Source organism: Sinorhizobium arboris LMG 14919, from assembly GCF_000427465.1.
GTDB classification, from domain to species: Bacteria; Pseudomonadota; Alphaproteobacteria; order Rhizobiales; family Rhizobiaceae; genus Sinorhizobium; species Sinorhizobium arboris.
On record NZ_ATYB01000008.1, the window covers coordinates 1,072,780 to 1,091,888 of the forward strand.

Here is a 19,109-nt window from a genome sequence, read left to right on the forward strand (position 1 = left end):
GGTCATGACCCGGGAGCAAAGAGAGACGCTCCGGGGGGCGGCACCTGATCCCGCCATCGACAGCGGCGGGCGCTGCCACGCAAGCCGCACTCGGTCCGCACTCGGGATACCGAAATCCGGACCGCCGATGCCAGCCGGACTTCTCCGGCTGGCATCCTGCCGATCAGGAAAGGTGGTGGCGTTCCTGGAGGCCATAGACGGGCGTCGGTATGCCCTCGCAGCGCGCCTTCAACTGCAGCGAAAGATATTGCGAATAGTGCCGCGACTGATGCAGGTTGCCGCCGTGGAACCAGAGCGCCTCCTGCTGCGTCGGCTTCCACATGTTGCGCTGCTCGCCCTCCCATGGACCGGGGTCCTTCGGCGTGTCGGAGCCGAGGCCCCAGACCTTGCCGACCTTGTCCGCAACCTCCTTCGAGATGAGGTCGGCTGCCCAGCCGTTCATGGAACCGTAGCCTGTAGCGTAGACGACGAGATCGGCCGGAAGCACCGTGCCGTCCTTCAGCACAACGGCATCCTCCGTCAGATGGCTGACGCCGGAGCCGGATTTCAGCTTGATGCTGCCGTCGATGACGAGGTCGCAGGCGCCGACGTCGATATAGTAGCCGGAGCCGCGGCGCAGATATTTCATGAACAGGCCGGAGCCGTCGGCGCCCCAGTCGAGCATGAAGCCCGCCTTTTCGAGATCGGCATAGAACCGGGCATCACGCTCGCGCATTTTCTCGTAAAGCGGGATCTGGAACTCATGCATGATGCGGTAGGGGAGCGAAGCGAAGATCAGGTCGGCCTTGCGGGTCGTCATCCCGGCGGCAAGCGCCCGCTCGGAATATAGATCGCCGAGCCCGATCTCCATCAGCGTGTCCGAGCGGACGATGTGGGTGGACGATCGCTGCACCATCGTCACATCCGCGCCGCCTTCCCAAAGTGCGGCGCAGATATCGTGCGCGGAATTGTTGGAGCCGATGACGACGACCTTCTTGCCGCGATAGGCATCGGGACCGGGATGCTGGGACGAATGCTGCTGCTCGCCCTTGAATATGTCCTGGCCCTCGAGTTTCGGCACGTTCGGCTTGCCGGACATGCCTGTTGCGAGAACGAGCTGCTTCGGTCTGAGGACGACCTCCTCTCCATTGCGCTCGACGATCACCGTCCATTCCTTGGACGTTTCGTCGTATCGCGCCGACTTGCAGGTGGTGGAACTCCAATAATTGAGCTCCATCACCTTGGTATACATCTCCAGCCAGTCGCCGATCTTGTCCTTCGGCGCAAAGACCGGCCAGTTTTCCGGGAAGGGAATGTAGGGCAGATGGTCGTACCAGACCGGGTCGTGCAGGCAGAGCGACTTGTAGCGCTTGCGCCAGCTGTCGCCCGGGCGTTCGTTCTTCTCGATAATGATCGTCGCCACGCCCAGCTGCCGCAGCCGCGCGGCGAGCGCAATTCCCCCCTGGCCGCCGCCGATGATGACGACATAAGGCTGGGTCGTGTAACCGAGTTCGGCCGCTTCCGCTTCGCGCTTTTCCTTCCAGGTCTTGCGGTTGGGGTCATGGCCGTGTTCGGCGCCGAGCGGGCGTCTGAACCCCTTCGGCTCCTCATGACCCTTAAGCTCCGTCATCGTGGTCAGGAGCGTCCAGATCAGCCCGTTCTTGAGGCGGATATGGCCGTGGCCACGCGCCACCTCCGTCTCGAACTCGAACCACCCTTCGGTGACGCCGCCGTTGGCGCTTGCCGCTTCCTTCTCGTCCTGGCGCAGTCGCGCCGGTTTGATCGCCGCGAGCTGCGTCGTCAGCATGTCGCGGATCTGGTCCTGCCCCTCCATCGTTTTGAGATTCCAGGTGAAGGCGACGAGGTCGCGCCAATAGCAATCCGCCTGAAACAGGTTGACGGCCGCATCGATGTCGCCCTGCTCAAAGGCTTTTCCGAGTTTGGCGAGCGCGGTATCGATGCGGGTGCCGGGACTTTCTTCAAGCATGGGTATCCTCCTCTTCGCTTGGATGGCGCACGGGCGGCTCCTCAACCGCCCGCGCCGGATGCACGTGTTCAGTTCGTGAGATCGATCAGGATCTTCAGGTGCCTGCCGGCCGGGTCGAGAAGCGCATCGAAGCCGTCCGCCACCGCCTGATCGAGAGTAATGCGTCCGGTGACGACCCGCTTGGCGGGCAAAAGCCCCGAGGCGACCAGGCGGATTACGCGCGGCCAGTAATGGGTCGGATAGGCCCAGGAACCCCGCAGATCGATGTCCTTGAAGGTGACTTGGAACCAGTTGATCGGGTTTTCGTGGGGATGCAGCCCGGTTTGCACCACAACGCCCTGCTTGCGCACGGCGTCGACGCAGGCCTTGAGCGCCTGCTCGTTTCCGACGCATTCGATGGCGACGTCGCACCCGACCTTGCCCTCCGTAGCTGCGCGCACCACATCCCCTGGGTTGCTCCGGCGCGGATTGATCGGAACGGCGTCCGGGAGGATGGATGACACGAATTCGAGGCGAGCGTCGTTGATGTCGGAGACGAAGAGCTGCGCAGCACCGGCCGCGCGCGCGGCAAAAAGCGTCAGTACGCCGATCGGCCCCGCACCGGTCACGAGCACACTGCTTCCCGCCGTCACCCCGCCGCGATCGCAAGCGTAGACCGCGACGGCGCTCGGCTCGACGAGTGCCGCCTCCTCGTCGGTCATCTCGTCGGGAATCCTCTCGACATTGTATTCGTTGAGGAGCGCATATTCCGCCATGCCTCCCCATGCCCAGCTCAAACCCGCGAGCGCCAGATCCGTACTTAGATGGAAGAGACCGCGATCGGCGAAGTAGTCGCCGGCGCGCGGCATGATCAACGGCTGCACGGAGACCCGGTCGCCAGGGCGAACCGAAGTCACACCCTCGCCGACCGCCTCCACTACTCCGCCGAACTCGTGGCCAAGGACCTGGGGCCCATGGGCGCCCGTGAAAGGATGCGGCTCCTTTGGAATGAAAATCGGGCCATAGGCGTATTCGTGCAGGTCCGTTCCGCAGATGCCGACGAAGCGGTTGCGGACCAGCACCTGTCCTGCTGCGGGTTTGCCAGGCGCCGGGATGTTTTCAATCCTGAGATCCCGTGCCGCATGAAATCTGAGCGCTCGCATGTTTCCTCCCGATGGCTGTGGTGCCCGGGCAGCGAGTTGCAATGGCCGTGCCAATTGTCGGAATCAGGAAAATGCAATGTAATCAATGCCGGTGATGGCCGGACTTGTTGCACTCGGCCATCTGAATGCCACAGCTGCGGCACCCGACCTGTTGCGCGGGAGAATCCTGCTCAGCGCTTGAGGCGGTAGCGTTTGATCTGCCGGTGCACCGTCGAGCGATCGAGCCCCAACCGCCGGGCGGTCTCCGAAATGTTCCAGTCGCAAGCAGCAAGCATCAGCCTCAGGGCCGCGCTCGCCTCGCTTTCGCCGACGGTGTCCGCATTCACCAGGAGGTGGTCCGGCAGATCGCCGAGCTCCACGACGCCGTTCTCGGCAAGCGCTGCGGACACGGCGACGACATTGTCGAGCTCGCGAATATTTCCCGGCCAATCATGGGCCTTGAGCGCAGCCAAGGCGGCTTGGGACAGTATCAACTCACCGTCGCCGTGCCGTTTCAGGAGCTGCTCCAGGACCCAGTCGAAATCGGGCCTGTCCCTGAGCGCCGGAAGCGTGAGGGTCGCGGCATTGAGCCTGTAATAGAGATCTTCGCGGAATACCCCTTGCGCGACAAGCGTCTGCAGCGGCCGGTGCGACGCCGATACGACCCGTATACGCACCTTCCGCGGCGCCGTGCCGCCGACCGGTAACACCTCGCCCTCGGCAAGCACGCGCAACAGCCGGCTTTGCAGAGAGAGCGGCATGTCGCCGATCTCGTCGAGGAAGAGCGTGCCGCCGTCGGCCTGCTCGATCAGTCCCTTACGGCCCTTCGCCGAAGCACCCGTGAAAGCGCCCGGCAGGTAGCCGAACAGCTCGCTTTCGATCAGTTGCTCGGGGATCGCCGCACAATTGATGGCGACGAACTGACCGTCGAGACCGCTGCCCTCGTGGATGGCCCGCGCCAGATGTTCCTTACCCGTCCCCGTCTCGCCTTGAATGAGGATCGGCAGGCCCGTCCGCGCGAGCTTGGCGGCCTTGGCCTGCAGCGCCGCGATCACGGGCGCAGCGCCGCCGAGCCGCCGCAATGCCGGTGGAATCTGCTCGCGCGAGACGGCCGGTCCGCGGACGCTCGAGTGCGGTTCGATCGCATGGGCGAAGAGCGCATTTCCGTCCCGGGCGAAGACGAGCCGCTCCTGGGTCGGGCGCCGACGGGTAAGGTTGGAAAGATCATCGACCTCGATGTCGAAGAAGCGCGACACCGGCTCGCCGATCAGTTGCCGCGGATCGCGCCAGTCGAGGCCCGTCGAGCGCGCAAGGATTTTCGCCCCCGCATGCGTCATGCCGGCGATCCGGCCGAGACCGTCAATCGAGATCGCAGCCTCCGGATCGACGTCGAGGAATTCGGGCGAGCGGGAGAAGCGCAGCACCCATTGGTTCCGCGCCCGCGCCATCAGATTGGCAAGTTCGATGCGCCTTGCTGTTGCGGTCACCAGATGCAGCGCCAGGTTCTGGCTCGCCTTGAGGATCGGCGAACTCAACAGCGAGATGTCGAGGACGGCCGAGAGTTCGCCCTGGATATCGTAGATCGGGGCCGCCGTGCAGGAGAGCGGCGTGTGGGTGTTGTCGAAATGGTCGGTCTGGTGGATGGTCAGCGCCTCACCCGTTTCCAGGCACGCGCCGACGGCACAGGTCCCGGCGCGCCATTCGGACCATTCCGAGCCGAGATAGAGCCCCGCCTTGCGCAAACTGTTGCCGAAGAGGGGATCGCCGAGAAACTCGACCGTCACACCTTCGCGGTCTGACAGCAGCAGGACGTAATTCTGTCCCGCCACCTGACGGAACAGGTGCTCCAGCCCCGAACGCGCAATGCCGATCAGGTCCTCCGACTGCTGACGGTGCTCCCTAAGCCGCGTTTCCGGCACGATATAGGCTTCGCAGCTCTGCGCCGGATCGAGCCGGTGATGCTCCAGGCAGCGCAGCCACGATTTAACGACCTTATCGTCGCGGCTCACTGGAAGGCCGCGGCTGACGCGCTCGATTTCGCGGATATGCTCGGAATGTGAAATCACCATGCCCCGCCTCCCAACGGACCGCGCTCGCTCCTCCGGCAGAGTGTGCGCATGGCAGCGGCGAAAGTAAAGGAAACGGGCGCCCCTTCGTTCTTGGATCGAAGGCGTCGCGGGGATGACGGAGGGCATATCTCCGCCAAACCGACTGCGGGCCTGCCCTGCCGATCATTCGGATCGAGCCGGCCTGCGAGCAGCCCCCTCGAGCAGGCGATCCACGATCATGCGGCCGATCGGAATGGCAGAGGTCGCAGCCGGCGAGGGCGCATTGCAGACGTGGAGCATCCGTTCGGTCTCTTCGAAGAGGAAGTCGTGGACGAGGCTCCCGTCGGCCATGACCGCCTGCGCCCGGATGCCGGCCTGCGGGACCGCGAGATCGGCTATCGTGAGCGACGGGCAGTATTTCCGGCATTCCCGCAGATAGCGGGACCGCGATGCCGAATTGGCGAATTCCGTGATCGCCGAACGCCAGTTCCTCGCCGCCATCTTCCAGAAGCCGGGAAAGGTAGCCATGCTCGCCACATCGGCCGCGGCGAAGCTGCCCTTCGGGTAGCCCTCGCGGGCAAAGCCCAGTACCGCATTGGGCCCGACGGTCATGCCTCCGTCGATCGTCCGGGTCAGGTGAATTCCGAGGAAAGGCAGGTCCGGGTCGGGAATGGGGTAGATCAGGCGCCGGGTCACACCGGCCTTCGTTTCCGGCAATACGTAATATTCCCCCCGGAACGGGACGATCCGGTGGGCGATCCTCAGTCCGGCCATCAGGGCGATGCGGTCGGACTGGAGGCCGGCGCAGGCGATCAGTCTGCGCGTTTCGATGCGGCCCGACGCACTTGCGATCCGCACACCGCCGTCCTCCTCGGCAATGGCAGTCACTTCTATCCCGCGCCGAATTTCACCGCTCCGGGCTTCGATGCGCTCGGCCATCGCCCGGCAAACGGCCGAGTAATCAACGATCCCCGTCGCATGGACGAGAAGCGCACCAAGGCCGGCGATATTCGGCTCGTCCGATCGCAATTGGGATTTCGAAAGGCGAGTGTATTCGATCCCGTTCTGCTGCGCTCTTTCTTCCAGGCCCTCCATGCGCTCGATCTCGGCATCGTTCGTCGCCACCAGCAATTTGCCGCAGCTTTCGAAGGGGATGCCGTTTTCGGTGCAGAACTGCTTCGTCGCCTGCGCTCCCTCGCGGCACAGCTTGGCCTTCAGGGAACCGGGTGCGTAGTAGATTCCCGCATGGATCACGCCGCTGTTGTGGCCCGTCTGATGACGCGCGAGCTCCCGTTCCTTTTCCAGGAGCAGGATACTCGCGCCGGGCATCCGTTCCTGCAGCTCCATGGCGGTCGCGAGGCCGACGATGCCGCCTCCGATGATGCAATAGTCGTACAATCCGCAATCCCTCCCTCTCGGCGCAAGGCGGCCATCGATCCCTGTCTAGATCATTTCACAATTTCATTGAAGTGCGGCACCCGACGGGAGCATCACGGTTAGCGGATGCACTTCTTTTCTCATACCGCCCTTGTCAGAGGCATGACTATCGGGTGTGGCAGCGATCCAGGCGACGTGCCGTCCCGGATACTGATCGACGGTGATGAAGCCGCCGGCCCCTTCTGCCGTCTCGGTCGTCAAGGCCTGGCGATGAGCACGCGGTGCTCCGGGAGGGTGTCCGCCGCCCGCACCCAGTTCAACAGGTCCTTCCCGAATGAAGCCAGGCATAACCGAACGGACCGAGGCCTATCGCCAGGCGCTGACCGGAAAGCTCGACTTCACGGTCGCCGAGAATATCGTTGAGCCTGGCATCGATCGCGCCGGGCAGTTCGAGTTCCGCCCGTCTCTTCCCGTCCGAAAGATTGTGCAGCACGACGAACAGTTCGGTGCCGTCGGAATAGGCCAGCGCGAACAGCGCGGGATCTCCCGTGTGCAGAATGACCGGCCGTCCCTTGTGGAAGAGCTCGTGGCGGCGCCGCGCCAGGATCATCGCCCGGACACGGTTCAGGAGCGAGTTTGGATTCTCGCGCTGTGCTTCAACATTGACCCGCTTGAAGGAGAATGGGCCATCGGCCACCGGCGGCTGTACGAGCCTGGTGCGCTGAGCCGTGGAAAACCCGGCATTGGCACCCGCGTTCCATTGCATTGGGATCCGGACGGACTCGCGGCCGGGTCGGGAAGGGTCTTCGCCAAGGCCGATCTCGTCGCCATAGAGGACAAGGGGTACACCCGGCGAAGACAGAAGCAGGCTGAAGGCGAGCTCTATCCTCGCCTGATTTCCGTCGAGCATCGGCGCAAGCCGCCGCCTTATGCCGCGACCGTAGATCCGCATCTCCTCGTCCGCAGCGAAGGCCGCAAAGGTTTCCTCTCGAATGTCTGCCGGCAGGCGATCGAGGTTCAGTTCGTCGAGGTTGCGCAGGAAGTTCGCCCAACCGCAATGGGGAGGCGGCTCCGGCATGATCGAAAGCGCCTGACCGATGGGGTCGGCCTTCTGCCGCGCGAGGCTCGCGGCGAAAGCCGCGCACAACACGAAGTTGAACAGAAGGTCGAGCTTTCCCTCACCGAAATAGGGACGCAGCTTTTCCGGCGCGAGATCCGCTTCGCCGAGCAGAAGGCCCTCCTGGCGTCTGCCGTCGACGAGCGCGCGCATTTCCCTGAGAAGCCCGTGGGGATCCCTGGGATCCGCGTGCTCTATGCCGGTTTCGCCTATGACGAATGGCGCGGCATCCACCCGGAATCCGTCGACCCCCAGTGTCAACCAGTAGTCGACCACCCGGAGCAATTCGTCACGCACCGCCGGATTGGCGATGTTCAGGTCCGGCTGGAAATGGCGGAACTTGTGGAAATAATAGGCTTGGGCGAGATCGTCATAGGTCCAGACGCTGCTTTCCTCGCCGGGAAACGCCGTCTCGTTGTCCGGCGCGACCGGCGGCGGGCTTTCCGACCAGACGTAATAGTCGCGGAATCGGCAGCGTGCATCGCGCCGCGCGGCCTGGAACCACGGATGCTCGCTCGATGTATGGTTTGCGACAAGGTCGATGATGACGCGAATGCCCTGTTCACCGGCGGCGTGGAGGAATTCCAGGAAGTCGTTGAGCGTTCCGAGCGAAGGATCGATGGAATAATAGTCGCTGACGTCGTAGCCGTTGTCGGCGAAGGGGGACCTGAAGAAGGGCGAGAGCCACACGCAATCGATGCCGATATAGTGCAGATAAGGCACGCGCTCCTTGAGACCCACGAAGTCGCCGATCCCGTCGCCGTTTCCGTCGGCGAATCTGCGCACGTCGATTCCATAGATGACCGAGCTCGAAAACCACGGCGCCTCTCTCATTGTCGGCCCCCTCGAAGGTTTCGCTCGGCATAGGCCGCGGTCGCGACCGCGTTGCGCGGCTGCGCTCCGCCGTCAAAGCGGCTGAACTGCACGACCACCGGGACATCCGCCTCGATCACCGCGCCGAAATCCTCGCCCAGCGGCAGCGCCTCGGGAAAGATCAGGTCATTGAAGCGGATGCGGCGGACCCGCCGCCCGGCGACCTCCACCTCATAAGGTCCGACAGCCGGACGATCCGCATAATGAATGTGAATGCGCAGTCTGGCCGCCTTGCCTGAACAGTTGAGCACCGCGATCTCGTCGCGGCTCGTGAACGCGGGTTCCGGACCGTTGCTTTCAAGGGGGATGTGTCCTCCCGATATCGTCCATCGCCTCCTGCCGATCGCCTCCATACGTCCTCCTAACAGCCTAGAAGCCTGCGCAGATACGGCGTCAGGAAGCGTCCGTGCGGATCCATTTCCTGCCGGAGCGCGAGAAAGCGGTCCCACATCGGGTAAAGGGACTTGAGCTCGGCTGCGCGAAGACTGTGCTTCTTCGCCCAGTGCGGCCGCCCGCCGTGGTCGCGCATGATAGGCTCGAGGTCGAGAAAGAAGTCCCAGTAGGGGAGCGTCGCATTCTGATGGAGCGATATGCTCACGGAATCCCGTCCGTAGGCTTCGCTGAGCCAGCTGTCGTCGGCCTTTATGTAGCGATAGAGCAGGCGCCACCCGACCCAGCGGCGCCATCTTTCCTTGATCCGCGCGCGTAGCTTTCCGAGACATTCCGTCCCCGCCTCGGCGGTTATAGAGTACTCCATCTCCTCGAAGCGATGGGGAAGGTCGCTGTGCTGGGGAATGACCGCGTGCGGCGGGCCGGTTTCGTCCTTCGCCAGCCGCGCGAAGGCGCCGTAGTCCTTCTCCTCGCCTGGCGTGTTGAGGCACCGGATCTTCACTTCGTCGGAGCGGGGATACCAGTAGAAATCGAAGTTCCGGTTTTCGCGGGAGAGCCTGTCGAGCGCCTCCATGCAGGGCTCGAAGCCAAGGCACCACTCCTGGCGATGCAGGTCGTGCAGCGGCTCGAGCTCCAAGGTTGCCCAGGTGAGAATGCCGAGCGTACCGAAGGACACGCGCAAGGCTCGCAGGAGATCCGGCTCCTCATCAAAGCCGAGCGCCCTTATCTCTCCTTCGGCGGTGACCAGGCGGCCGCCGACGAGCATCATCGACAGGTTGGGGGAGTTGCGACCGGACCCATGCGTGCCGGTTCCGATCGCCCCGCCGACGGTCTGGGTGGCGACGTCGCCGAAATTGGAGAGCGTCATACCGGCCGCCTGCAGCTCTTTGCTGAGCTCGGTCAATTGCGAACCGGCGCCGACCGTGGCGCGATGGCGCTGCGCATCATGGTCGCCGAGCCCGCGGATTTTCGCCAGCGAAACCAGGATGTCGTCGGTCAGGTAGATCTCGCTCGACGAGTGGGCGGAACCGACCGGGCGAATACAGCGGCCCTGTCTCGCGGCCGTACGCACGAGCGCCGCCACGGCCTCCTCGCTCTCCGGCACCTCCAGACGCGAGGGGCGAAAGCGCAGACCTCCCGACCAGTTGTGACAATCCTGGTCGAGGTTATCAGAGGTAGCACTCCACGGCGTGTTCGGCATGCTACTCCTGGCAATAGGCGATGGTGCTCAAGAGAGCGTGGGGAGGTTGCCGCGAATCGAGCCGCGTCTGCTGCACGACGATCGGCCTGTCGGACTCGATCAGCGAAGCATAGGACGTGTCCCGCGGCACGCGCTCCGGATCGTCCAGATCGTTGAAGCGCAGATGCACGGTTCGGCGGGCCGCAACAGAAAGCCGGTACGGGCCCGCGGGCTCTCTGTCGGAAAAGAACAACGTGACCTCCACCTTGGCCGGCGTGTCTCCGGTGTTCAGGATACAGGCGCTTTCATGGGAGACGAGGGCGGGATCGTCGCTCGCGCCTGAAGAAGGAATATAGCCGTCGGCGATCGCCCATCGCCTGCTGCCGATCGCATGCGTCATTCTCGATCCTCGTAACAAATACTTCCGGTTCGAACCGGAGAACCGAGGCTTTGTTCCCTGAGGTACGAGCGGCCGCTTCCTGCAAAGGCGTGCAGTGGCCGCAGTGTGCATGGTGGCGTCTCATAAAACGCGCGGCGCCTGAGCCTTCTACGGAATCCCCGGCAGTTCGCCGGTATTCTCGTCCGGCGCCGCCTCGTGCGGCGGCTGCGGCGCCTCGTCCATTACCTTCTTGCCGACGGGTGAATGCTTGAGGTTTTCCTCGATCTTCTCGTGACCCGGCGTTTCCGGCAGTGCGGCGCGGAGGTTGCGGGCGTAATCTTCCGGCAGTTTCGGCGGCATCAGCGGCTCGTAGCGATCGACCAGCGCCTGGATGACCACCGGCCCCTGCGCGGCGAAGGCCTGATCCATGATCCCGTCGATTTCGCCGAAGGACTGGATCGTGAAGCCCCGGCCGCCCATGGCTTCTGCCGCCGCGGCGAAGTCGATCGGCGGCAGCTCGCAGGCGAATTGCGGATTGCCGAGAAACATCATCTGCTCCCAGGCGATCTGGTTCAGCATATCGTTCCGGATCACCAGGAGCTTCAAGGGAACCCGGTAGCCGACGGCCGTCGCAAATTCGCCGAGCTGCATGGCAAAACCGCCATCACCCACGACCGCATAGATCGGGCGATCCGGCATGGCGATCCCTGCCGCTATCGCATAGGGCAGGCCCGAGGCCATCGAAGCCAGGGCGCCCGACACTGCGAACATGTGGTCCGTGCCGAGATCCACATGGCGGGCGGCAAGTTCGGTGTTCTGCCCGGAATCGGTGACGACGATGCCGTTCTTCGCGATGCGCCGGCCGAAAGCGGCGACCGCCGCCTGCGGTTTCAGGGGGGAACTCCTGTCACCCTCCATCGCCCGCAATTCGCGCCGCCAGTTTCGCGTCTGCTCTTGCGCCCGCTCGAGGAACGACCGGTCCGCCTTGCGCTTGAGCCTCTCGTTGAGCATGCGAAGCGTCTCGCCTGCCTCGCCGACCAGCCCGACCTCGACCGGGTAACGCAGGCCGATGCGCTGCGGATCGTGGTCGATCTGGATTCCGGCGGCCGCGTTCCGCCTCGGATAGTATTCGATATAGGGGAACGTCGAACCGACGATCAGCAGCGTGTCGCATTGCTGCATGATCTCCTGCGATGGAGCGGTGCCGAGTATGCCGATGCCGCCCGTGGTGAGCGGATCGTCGTCGGGCAGCACGGCTTTGCCGAGCAGGGCCTTTGCCACGGGTGCGCCCAGCAGTTCCGCCGTCTCACGCAGAGCCTCCTTTGCTTCGAGCGCGCCGCGCCCCGCAAGAATAGCCACCTTCCTGCCCGCATTCAGGAGATCAGCCGCTCTCGAAAGGTCGGTTTCGAACGGCGCGAGCTTGCCGGCGAAGTATCTGCTCGGCATGTGCCCCGGGCGGTTGCGGCGGGACCGCCCGCCATCGGCCATCCGCTCCTGCACGTCGTTGGCGATCGAAAGATGCGCCACGCCGCGCTTCGAGAGCGCCGACCGGCAGGCAAGGTTTGCGAGATTCTCCATGTGGGCGGCATCGTTCACCTGCGCATTGTAGACGGCGACGTCTTCGAAGACGCGTGTGAGATCGACATCCTGCTGGGAGAAGGTCTCGATCAGATCGTGATACTGCATGCCCGTGATCGCGAGCACCGGCATCTGGTCCAGCTTCGCATCGTAGAGCCCGGTCAGAAGATTTGTGCCGCCCGGACCGGATGTGGCGAGACAGACCCCGAGCCTGCCGGTGAACTTGGCATAGGCGCATGCCATGAAGGCGGCGGACTGCTCGTGCCGCACGGAAACGAAGCGGATACGGTCCTGCCGCCTCCTGAGCGCCTCCATGATGCCGTTGATGCCATCTCCGGGCAGGCCGAAGACGACGTCGACGTTCCATTCAATAAGCGTGTCGATGAGAATGTCGGAAGCGTTCGGCATGTCCATCCCTCCGATCGGAAAGAGCGCGATTTTGCGGGTGTGCGTTGAAGGCTCGGGGTCTTCTAATCCCCTCCCCCGCGGAAATGTTCCGCCGTGGCCGAGCTCCGCGGCCCAGACCCGCCAGGCGGCCTTGTGCAACAACAATGCTGCCCCTGGAACAAATCCCGACCGAAAGGGATTCAATTTGCAGTCGCCACGCACGGGATGGGAAGCTTGGACTGGAAAAGCGCGTTCACCGGAAACACGGCCGGCCGATGGCGCCGGCCGAGCGGGCCGATCATCAAGGAGGCCGAGAATGTCTGGCGCAGCGCGCCCGCGCGGCATATGGCCTTCCTGGTGGACGCAGCCGCCTATTATGCTTGCCTCGACAGCACCTTTGAGGAAGCGGAAGAGCAGATCTGGATCACCGGATGGGACTTCGATCCGCGTATCAGGCTCAGGCCGGACGACCCGCATGGGGAATCGCTTGGCAGCAGGCTCGAGCGCCTGGCTGCGCAAAAGCCGAAACTCAAGATCCGCATTCTCGTCTGGGCGATGGGTCCGATCTATTCGGGCAAGTCGCTGAGGCTCTTTCGCAAGCAGCAATGGGCTGCACATACGCAGATCGAGCTTCGCTTTGCGAGCCATCGGGCGCTTCGCGGATCGCATCACCAGAAGCTCGTCTGCATCGACGACAGCATCGCATTTGCCGGGGGCATCGACCTGACGGCCCGGCGCTGGGACACGTCGGAGCACGCAGCCGAGAACGAGCTGCGCCGCGATCCAGACGGGAAACCCTATGATCCGGTGCACGACATCCAGGCAGTGCTTGAAGGCGAGGCGAGCCGCGCCATCGGCGACCTCTGCCGCGCCCGATGGAAAGCCTCTACCGGCGAAGAAATCGAAGCACCGCGCGCAAGGGCGCCGGTATGGCCGAACGGCACGATGCCCGTCCTCGAGAATTGTCCAGTTGCGATCGCCCGCACGGAGCCGCGGTCGCGCAAATGGCGCGGGCGACAGGAGGCCCTGCGGCTGACGCTCGATGCCCTGCGCAGCGCACGTCGCCACATCTACATCGAGAACCAGTATTTCGCGTCGGGAAGAATAGGGCAGTTGCTCTGCGATCGGTTGCAGGAGCCGGACGGCCCGGAAGTCGTGATCATCACCACCCGCAGCTCGCATGGACTTCTTGAACGCATCTTCATGGGCGGAAACCGCGATCGCCTGGTTCGGCGGCTGAAGCAGGCCGACCGTTACGGCAGGCTCAGCGTCGCCTATCCGGTCGTTCCCGCCGCCGACGGCTCCGAGCAGGAGGTGATAATCCATTCCAAGGTGGTCGCGATCGACGACCGCTTTTTCCGCGTCGGCTCGTCGAATTTCAATCACCGTTCGGCAAGCCTCGACACCGAGTGCGACGTCGCCGTGGAAGCCGCCGACGAAGGACATCGGTCCGCCATCGCCAGGATCCGCAACGGCCTGATCGCAGAACATCTCGACGTCGAAGCGGACGCCGTTGGAGAAGCATTGAGAGAAACGGACTCTCTCGTCGCCACCATCGACCGGTTGAACACGCGCCGGCGCGGCATACGTGCCTTCGACGGGATCGATAACGACGGCGCGACCAGTCTCGTCTGGGGCACCGAGATCGTCGATCCACAAAGGCCGATCCGGCCCTTTTACCGCACGCATAAACTGCTGAGGCGTTGGACGGGTCAGCTTTTCGCCTTGCTCACCAGACTTTTTTCCTCTTCCCGGCGGGCTGCCAACTCTGCAACGGAAAGTGAGATCAAACCCAGCGGAAGCGGCAGGAAGAAATAGATCGCCCGAAAGGCGATCAGCGCGCCCAGGTTCGCCGAACTGCCCAGCAGAAATGCGACCGTCGCCTCGAGCACCCCGATCCCGCCCGGAACATGGCTGATAATCGCGGTGACGCCGGCGCCGACATAGGCCATTGCCGTATCGATGAAACTCACTTCTTCGAAGGCGCTGAGCAGCTGATGCAGTGCTGCGCTGACGCAAAGGAAGTTGGCGATGCCGACGATGACCTGCAGGGCGGCGATCCCCGCCGAGGGCATTTCGAAGGTCCAGCGGAAGATGCGAACCGAACCGCGCAGAAAATAAGCCAGCAGGACGTAGCCGCCCGCGGCTGCGATGCAGGCGGCGCCGAGAAGAAAAGCGCCGGTCATGGAAAATCCGGTAAGCCGAGCGGCTCCCGCCGGCACGAGCAGAAAGCAAAGCCCCGCCAGTGCGATAAGGCCCAGGCCGACTGTGACGCCGCAGAAGAGGATAACCTTCGCCACCTCTTCGGCACTCAATCCACAGCGCGAATAGAACCGGTAACGTATGGCACCGCTGCTCAAGGCCGCGCCGCCGACATTGTGGCCGATCGAAAGGCTGGTGAAAGAGGCGATGGCGATTTGCGGATAGGCAAGCTTTCGGCCGACATAGCGGATCGCGAGAGTATCGAACAGGGTCAGGCAGAAATAGGAAAGGAAGACGAAACCGATGCCCGCAAGTAAATGCCCGGCCGGAATCCGCATGACCGAGGCGACGATTTCATGAAAGCTATGCTGGCTGAGGGTGCGGTAGATCAGCCAGCCCGCCACGCCGATAGCGGCGGCGATGAACAGTCTCGCTAGGATTTTTCTGGACATCGGCCCTCCCTTGCGCACTCACCGGAACGAAAAGCAGGTGCTACGTGTTCCCGAAAGCGATGCGACAGCGGATACGTTTCCTCACCTATAACGTCCACAGCTGCTTCGGCACCGACCGCAAGCTCGATCCCGCGCGCATCGCCGCCGTCATCGCCGAATGTCAGCCCGACATCATCGCGCTGCAGGAAGTCGACGTCGGGCGCGTCCGCACCGGCGGAATAGACCAGGCCCATATGATTGCCACCCATCTCAACATGGAGGCTGAGTTCCATCCGGCACTCCATCTGGAGGACGAAAAATATGGAGATGCCGTGCTGACGGCCCTGCCCATGCGCTTGATCAAGGCCGCTCCGCTCCCCTCGTCGGGCGAGCCGCGAGGCGCGCTCTGGGTGGAGATCGACGTCGCCGAAGTCAAGCTCCAGGTCATCGTGACCCACCTCGGATTGCGCGGCGCCGAGCGCCTGCGTCAGGCAACGGCCCTTTTGGGTCACGGCTGGCTCGGAGGAATGGCGCAGAAAGACACTCATGTGGTCCTGGCAGGCGATCTCAACGCGACGGGGCGCTCGACCGCCTACAGGCTCCTGGCACGACAGCTGAAGGACGCACAGCTGCTGACCGGCGCCAAGCCGCGGCCGACCTTTCCGTCCCGATTGCCGCTTCTGCGCATCGATCACGTGCTGATCGGCGAAGACATCGAGGTGGCTTCCTGCAGAGTGCACAACAGCGCCCTGGCGCGAAGCGCTTCGGATCATCTTCCGCTGCTTGCCGAATTGGATGTCGTCCTGCGAGGTGAAAAGCAGCAATCCGCGTGAGCGCTCGGGCACTGCCGGGAAAATCGCTCGCCTGAGTCGGCCCGCACGAATTACCCGGCGCTGGGGCAGAGGAGGTTCAGTGCTTCGCCGTTACATCTTGCTGGTCTCGCTCAAGGAACCTGCGCGTGATCTCGCCGGCGTGCTGGCCCAGCCACTCGGCCATCGCGATTTCCTGCTGCAGGATGCTTTCGCAGACCCGCTTCGTCTCCTGATCGCCCACCTGTTCGGCTGCGGCTATGAGAATCCTGTAGCTGGCGATTTCCATATGCTCGAACGTGTAGCCGGCCAGCGTGCCCTTGACCACTTCGTCACCGACGAAGAGACCGCTCAAGCCTTGCCCGAGTGCCACGATCTTGCCGCTGATATCCTTGATGCTGGAAGTCCCGCCGTCGAGCCGTTCGAGGCAGCGCTCGAGCATGGCCGCCTGATCTTTCGTCTCCTGCAGGTGGTGGTCGATCCTGGTCTTGAGTTCGGGATAGTTTTCCAGCCGGCTCGATTGGCTGGTGAGCATCGTGATCGCCTGCTCTTCCATGGCATGCGCATCTCTGAGCCAAGCCACAAGGTGTTCGTTCGCGGTTGCCATCGCCTGTTCCTTTCTTTCTCGGCCGTGCTCCAACTGGCGGTTTCCGGAAATGTTCCTGCGGGATCGCAAGCAGTCCCGGTAAATCCGGGTTTCGGAACAATTCGAAGGCTTGGTGATTGGAGACCGGAAAACCGCGGGTTTCGCGGTTCGGCCTCGGCAATCGTCGGAAGGTTCATATGTCGAAAATCGTGGCTGCAGCAGTGATCGCCGTTCTGGTGCTGGTTGCAGCGCTGTGGACGATGTTTCCCCTCGACCAATCGTCCGAGCCGGGGCAACCGCCGCCACATGCGATCGACCAGTCGGAGTAGCACATGCAGGAAGAGCTCACGATATACCGTCTGTCGCCACTCGCAGGGCCTGACGATCCCAATTGGCAAAATGCCAGCTACCAGGGCGAGGTAGTGGTGGCGGCAAGGTCAAGCGGCGATGCCCGCATCGTTGCGAGCGAGGCTGAACTCGATTTCCTCGATATCGATGCCAAGCCGGCGGAAGGCGTCACGACCGACATGGCCAGCGCCTTTCGCAGCGAGAAGCTCTATACGGTCGTAGAGGAAGGGCCGGCCCCGGAGGGCACCGAGCGTGGCGTTCTGCGTGGGAAAGTGGGCGTCGACAACATCATCTCGACGCAGCTTTAGCTCAAAAGAGTTACGAGCCTCACAAACCGAATGGAAACGTGTCCGGTACGCCCTCCCTCATGTGTTCCGGGCCGAGCGGTTCGACCGGCGTAGTCTGGTCGAACCAGACGAAGGCATCGAACTGCCGCGGCAGCGACGCGTGGGCATAATGGCTGAAGCGCTCCGTGTCCGGCCTGTAGATCACCCCGATGAACCGCTCGAGCATCGGCTCGAGGAGAGCTTCGCGCAGACGGGCGTGGCGCGCAAAGTCGATGAGGAAGCGCTCGACCCCGGAATCGTGAAGCACGCGTTCGTAGCTTCCTTCGAGCGACGGCCGGATCGGCTTCACTTCCATGTCCCCGTCCCAGGCGCTTGCGGCAGCGACATGGCCGCCATGCGTGCCGAAGCCGATCAACGCGGTCTGATCGCCGAACCGCTCACGGCAGAGCTGGCCGACGTTCAACTCCTCGCGTGCCGTGCCCATATCGGTGTGTCGGGCATCGCCTATGTGTGAGTTGTGCGCCCACACGACCGCTTTCGAGCGAGCGCCGCGCGCATGCAAAAGATGCTCGAGCGTTTCGAACATATGGGTGTCGCGCATGTTCCAGGAGTCAGGCCCGGCATAATACATGATGCGGTAGTAGCGTTCGGCCGAAGCGACGAGGCGTGCATTCTGTACCGCGTCGAGAAGCTCGTCACCGCTGCCGCGGCCGGCTTCGAGCTGCTTCTCCAGGAGTTCCCGGCATTGCCTGACGACGGCCTCTTCGCATTTGCGGAAACCCGCGGTCATGGCCGCACGGCCATAGGTCGACGGCTCGTTCTGCCAGGGCGTCAGGCATCCGTAACGCTCGCGGGCGACCGCGGCGGCCTGGGGATCGGTCCGATCGAGATACCGCAGGACGGCGGCAATCGAGCCGCGCATATTATAGATGTCCAGGCCATAAAAGCCCGCCTGGTCGGAAAGGCTCCTGCCGGCGTTGTATCCGCGCATCCATTCGACGAAGTCCATCACTTCGCGATTGCGCCACATCCAAGTCGGGAAGCGTTGGAACGGCGGGTCGAGGAGCATGCCTTGCGTCCGATGGCGGACGTAGCGATCGACGGCCGCCGCATCCGGCCAGTCCGCCTCGACGGCTACGATCGTAAACCCATGTTCCTCGATGAGGCGGCGCGTGATTGCCGCGCGGGCGCGATAGAATTCCGACGTGCCGTGGCTTGCCTCTCCGAGCAACAGGACCCGCCGCCCGGCAAAGCGATCGAAAAGGCGCGCGAACGCGGGATCGTCGAAATCGGGCAGCGGCTCGGCCGCCGCGGCTACCAATTCCGGCAAGGTGGGAGCCGGCCGCAGATTTCGCCTTGCCCGCGCCTCCGCCTGTTCCTCGTTCCAGCCGTGTTCGCCGACGAGCGGCACGAATCTGACGCCGCCGAGGTCCTGTTCCTCGTATGTCGTCGCGTTCACGCGCGTGACCTTCATCAGGCGCTGCTCGTCGGGGGGGCCGACGGGTATGACGAGATGGCCCCCGAGGTCGAGCTGCTCCTTCAGCGCGTGCGGTATCTCGGGACCGCCGGCGGCGACCAGTATGGCGTCGAAGGGACCTGCCTCGGGCCAACCGGCCGTGCCGTCGCCGACGCGCACATCGATATTCCGATAACGCAGCTCGGCAAATCGTCTCTTGGCAGAGTCGGCCAGGCCGGCATGGCGCTCGATCGTATAGACATGCGCCGCGATCCGGCTGAGCACCGCAGCCGCGTAGCCGGATCCGGTCCCGATTTCGAGCACCGTATCGCCCGGCTGCACCTCGGCCCGTTCGATCATCAGCGCTACGATATAGGGTTGCGAGATGGTCTGGCCGTGGCTGATCGAAAGGGCCGAATCCTCATAGGCGAATTCCTCGAAGCCCGGATCCACGAAAGCCTCCCGCGGGACGGAGCCCATCGCCTCCACGACATGCCTGTCCCTTATCCCCCGTCGGGAGAGATGCGACGTGATCATCCGTTCGCGGGCGCGGGAAAAATCAATCATGGCGGAG

Annotated in this window: 15 protein-coding genes and 1 pseudogene; 4 read left to right on the forward strand and 12 right to left on the reverse strand. The window is 63.6% G+C overall.

Annotation, left to right across the window (positions count from 1 at the left end; translation table 11 throughout):
• Positions 1-163: 163 nt before the first annotated feature.
• The 9 genes from SINAR_RS0105620 to SINAR_RS0105665 all read right to left on the reverse strand — a co-directional run bounded on the left by SINAR_RS0105620 (position 164) and on the right by SINAR_RS0105665 (position 12,437).
• On the reverse strand, positions 164-1,966 hold the full coding sequence (locus SINAR_RS0105620; RefSeq protein ID WP_027998168.1) for an NAD(P)/FAD-dependent oxidoreductase: 1,803 nt from the start codon (positions 1,964-1,966) through the stop codon (positions 164-166).
• Positions 1,967-2,034: 68 nt separating this feature from the next.
• The gene (locus tag SINAR_RS0105625) at positions 2,035-3,108 is read right to left on the reverse strand and encodes a 2,3-butanediol dehydrogenase (protein ID WP_027998169.1); all 1,074 of its coding nucleotides are present in this window, start codon (positions 3,106-3,108) and stop codon (positions 2,035-2,037) included.
• A gap of 170 nt (positions 3,109-3,278) precedes the next feature.
• The gene (locus tag SINAR_RS0105635) at positions 3,279-5,153 is read right to left on the reverse strand and encodes a sigma-54-dependent Fis family transcriptional regulator (RefSeq protein WP_027998170.1); all 1,875 of its coding nucleotides are present in this window, start codon (positions 5,151-5,153) and stop codon (positions 3,279-3,281) included.
• A gap of 165 nt (positions 5,154-5,318) precedes the next feature.
• Positions 5,319-6,533, reverse strand: coding sequence for an L-2-hydroxyglutarate dehydrogenase (lhgD, locus tag SINAR_RS0105640; protein WP_027998171.1), 1,215 nt, complete (start codon positions 6,531-6,533; stop codon positions 5,319-5,321).
• Positions 6,534-6,828: 295 nt separating this feature from the next.
• Positions 6,829-8,463, reverse strand: coding sequence for an alpha-amylase family protein (locus SINAR_RS0105645; protein ID WP_027998172.1), 1,635 nt, complete (start codon positions 8,461-8,463; stop codon positions 6,829-6,831).
• Positions 8,460-8,855, reverse strand: coding sequence for a sensory rhodopsin transducer (locus SINAR_RS0105650; protein ID WP_027998173.1), 396 nt, complete (start codon positions 8,853-8,855; stop codon positions 8,460-8,462). Before SINAR_RS0105650 ends, SINAR_RS0105645 begins: the two co-directional genes overlap by 4 nt.
• Positions 8,856-8,863: 8 nt before the next feature.
• Complete coding sequence (locus tag SINAR_RS0105655) at positions 8,864-10,093, reverse strand: D-arabinono-1,4-lactone oxidase (RefSeq protein WP_027998174.1); 1,230 nt, start codon at positions 10,091-10,093, stop codon at positions 8,864-8,866.
• A gap of 1 nt (position 10,094) precedes the next feature.
• The gene (locus SINAR_RS0105660; RefSeq protein ID WP_027998175.1) at positions 10,095-10,472 is read right to left on the reverse strand and encodes a sensory rhodopsin transducer; all 378 of its coding nucleotides are present in this window, start codon (positions 10,470-10,472) and stop codon (positions 10,095-10,097) included.
• Positions 10,473-10,619: 147 nt separating this feature from the next.
• Positions 10,620-12,437: a thiamine pyrophosphate-binding protein gene (locus tag SINAR_RS0105665; protein WP_027998176.1), complete on the reverse strand. Its 1,818-nt coding sequence runs from the start codon at positions 12,435-12,437 to the stop codon at positions 10,620-10,622.
• A gap of 143 nt (positions 12,438-12,580) precedes the next feature.
• Between SINAR_RS0105665 and SINAR_RS0105670 the strand changes: the two are divergent.
• Positions 12,581-14,234, forward strand: a pseudogene (locus SINAR_RS0105670) (phospholipase D-like domain-containing protein).
• On the opposite strand, the gene SINAR_RS0105675 reads toward SINAR_RS0105670, so the two are convergent.
• A complete protein-coding gene (locus tag SINAR_RS0105675; RefSeq protein WP_027998178.1) occupies positions 14,129-15,070 on the reverse strand; it encodes a putative bifunctional lysylphosphatidylglycerol flippase/synthetase in 942 nt (313 codons plus the stop codon). The pseudogene SINAR_RS0105670 and the gene SINAR_RS0105675 overlap by 106 nt on opposite strands.
• Positions 15,071-15,129: 59 nt before the next feature.
• Here SINAR_RS0105675 and SINAR_RS0105680 point away from each other — a divergent pair, with 59 nt between their 5' ends.
• Positions 15,130-15,882, forward strand: a complete 753-nt coding sequence (locus SINAR_RS0105680; RefSeq protein ID WP_027998179.1) for an endonuclease/exonuclease/phosphatase family protein — start codon at positions 15,130-15,132, stop codon at positions 15,880-15,882.
• Positions 15,883-15,958: 76 nt separating this feature from the next.
• Here SINAR_RS0105680 and SINAR_RS0105685 read toward each other — a convergent pair whose 3' ends face one another.
• Positions 15,959-16,465 carry a ferritin-like domain-containing protein gene (locus tag SINAR_RS0105685; protein WP_027998180.1) on the reverse strand — a complete coding sequence of 169 codons (507 nt, stop codon included), beginning with the start codon at positions 16,463-16,465 and terminating at the stop codon, positions 15,959-15,961.
• Positions 16,466-16,641: 176 nt separating this feature from the next.
• Here SINAR_RS0105685 and SINAR_RS1000000138155 point away from each other — a divergent pair, with 176 nt between their 5' ends.
• Together SINAR_RS1000000138155 and SINAR_RS0105695 are read left to right on the forward strand one after the other, a co-directional pair.
• Positions 16,642-16,773 carry a hypothetical protein gene (locus SINAR_RS1000000138155; RefSeq protein WP_272913675.1) on the forward strand — a complete coding sequence of 44 codons (132 nt, stop codon included), beginning with the start codon at positions 16,642-16,644 and terminating at the stop codon, positions 16,771-16,773.
• Positions 16,774-16,776: 3 nt separating this feature from the next.
• The gene (locus SINAR_RS0105695) at positions 16,777-17,100 is read left to right on the forward strand and encodes a hypothetical protein (protein ID WP_027998181.1); all 324 of its coding nucleotides are present in this window, start codon (positions 16,777-16,779) and stop codon (positions 17,098-17,100) included.
• A gap of 19 nt (positions 17,101-17,119) precedes the next feature.
• Here SINAR_RS0105695 and SINAR_RS0105700 read toward each other — a convergent pair whose 3' ends face one another.
• Positions 17,120-19,102 carry a protein-L-isoaspartate(D-aspartate) O-methyltransferase gene (locus SINAR_RS0105700; protein ID WP_027998182.1) on the reverse strand — a complete coding sequence of 661 codons (1,983 nt, stop codon included), beginning with the start codon at positions 19,100-19,102 and terminating at the stop codon, positions 17,120-17,122.
• Positions 19,103-19,109: the final 7 nt, after the last annotated feature.

Excerpts from the sequence above, each read along its gene's own strand:
- SINAR_RS0105620 (WP_027998168.1), bottom strand. The coding sequence starts at position 1,966 with ATGCTTGAAGAAAGTCCCGGCACCCGCATCGATACCGCGCTCGCCAAA.
- SINAR_RS0105625 (WP_027998169.1), bottom strand. The coding sequence starts at position 3,108 with ATGCGAGCGCTCAGATTTCATGCGGCACGGGATCTCAGGATTGAAAAC.
- SINAR_RS0105645 (WP_027998172.1), bottom strand. The coding sequence starts at position 8,463 with ATGAGAGAGGCGCCGTGGTTTTCGAGCTCGGTCATCTATGGAATCGAC.
- SINAR_RS0105650 (WP_027998173.1), bottom strand. The coding sequence starts at position 8,855 with ATGGAGGCGATCGGCAGGAGGCGATGGACGATATCGGGAGGACACATC.
- SINAR_RS0105655 (WP_027998174.1), bottom strand. The coding sequence starts at position 10,093 with ATGCCGAACACGCCGTGGAGTGCTACCTCTGATAACCTCGACCAGGAT.
- SINAR_RS0105660 (WP_027998175.1), bottom strand. The coding sequence starts at position 10,472 with ATGACGCATGCGATCGGCAGCAGGCGATGGGCGATCGCCGACGGCTAT.
- SINAR_RS0105665 (WP_027998176.1), bottom strand. The coding sequence starts at position 12,437 with ATGCCGAACGCTTCCGACATTCTCATCGACACGCTTATTGAATGGAAC.
- SINAR_RS0105675 (WP_027998178.1), bottom strand. The coding sequence starts at position 15,070 with ATGTCCAGAAAAATCCTAGCGAGACTGTTCATCGCCGCCGCTATCGGC.
- SINAR_RS0105680 (WP_027998179.1), top strand. The coding sequence starts at position 15,130 with ATGCGACAGCGGATACGTTTCCTCACCTATAACGTCCACAGCTGCTTC.
- SINAR_RS0105685 (WP_027998180.1), bottom strand. The coding sequence starts at position 16,465 with ATGGCAACCGCGAACGAACACCTTGTGGCTTGGCTCAGAGATGCGCAT.
- SINAR_RS1000000138155 (WP_272913675.1), top strand. The coding sequence starts at position 16,642 with ATGTCGAAAATCGTGGCTGCAGCAGTGATCGCCGTTCTGGTGCTGGTT.
- SINAR_RS0105695 (WP_027998181.1), top strand. The coding sequence starts at position 16,777 with ATGCAGGAAGAGCTCACGATATACCGTCTGTCGCCACTCGCAGGGCCT.
- SINAR_RS0105700 (WP_027998182.1), bottom strand. The coding sequence starts at position 19,102 with ATGATTGATTTTTCCCGCGCCCGCGAACGGATGATCACGTCGCATCTC.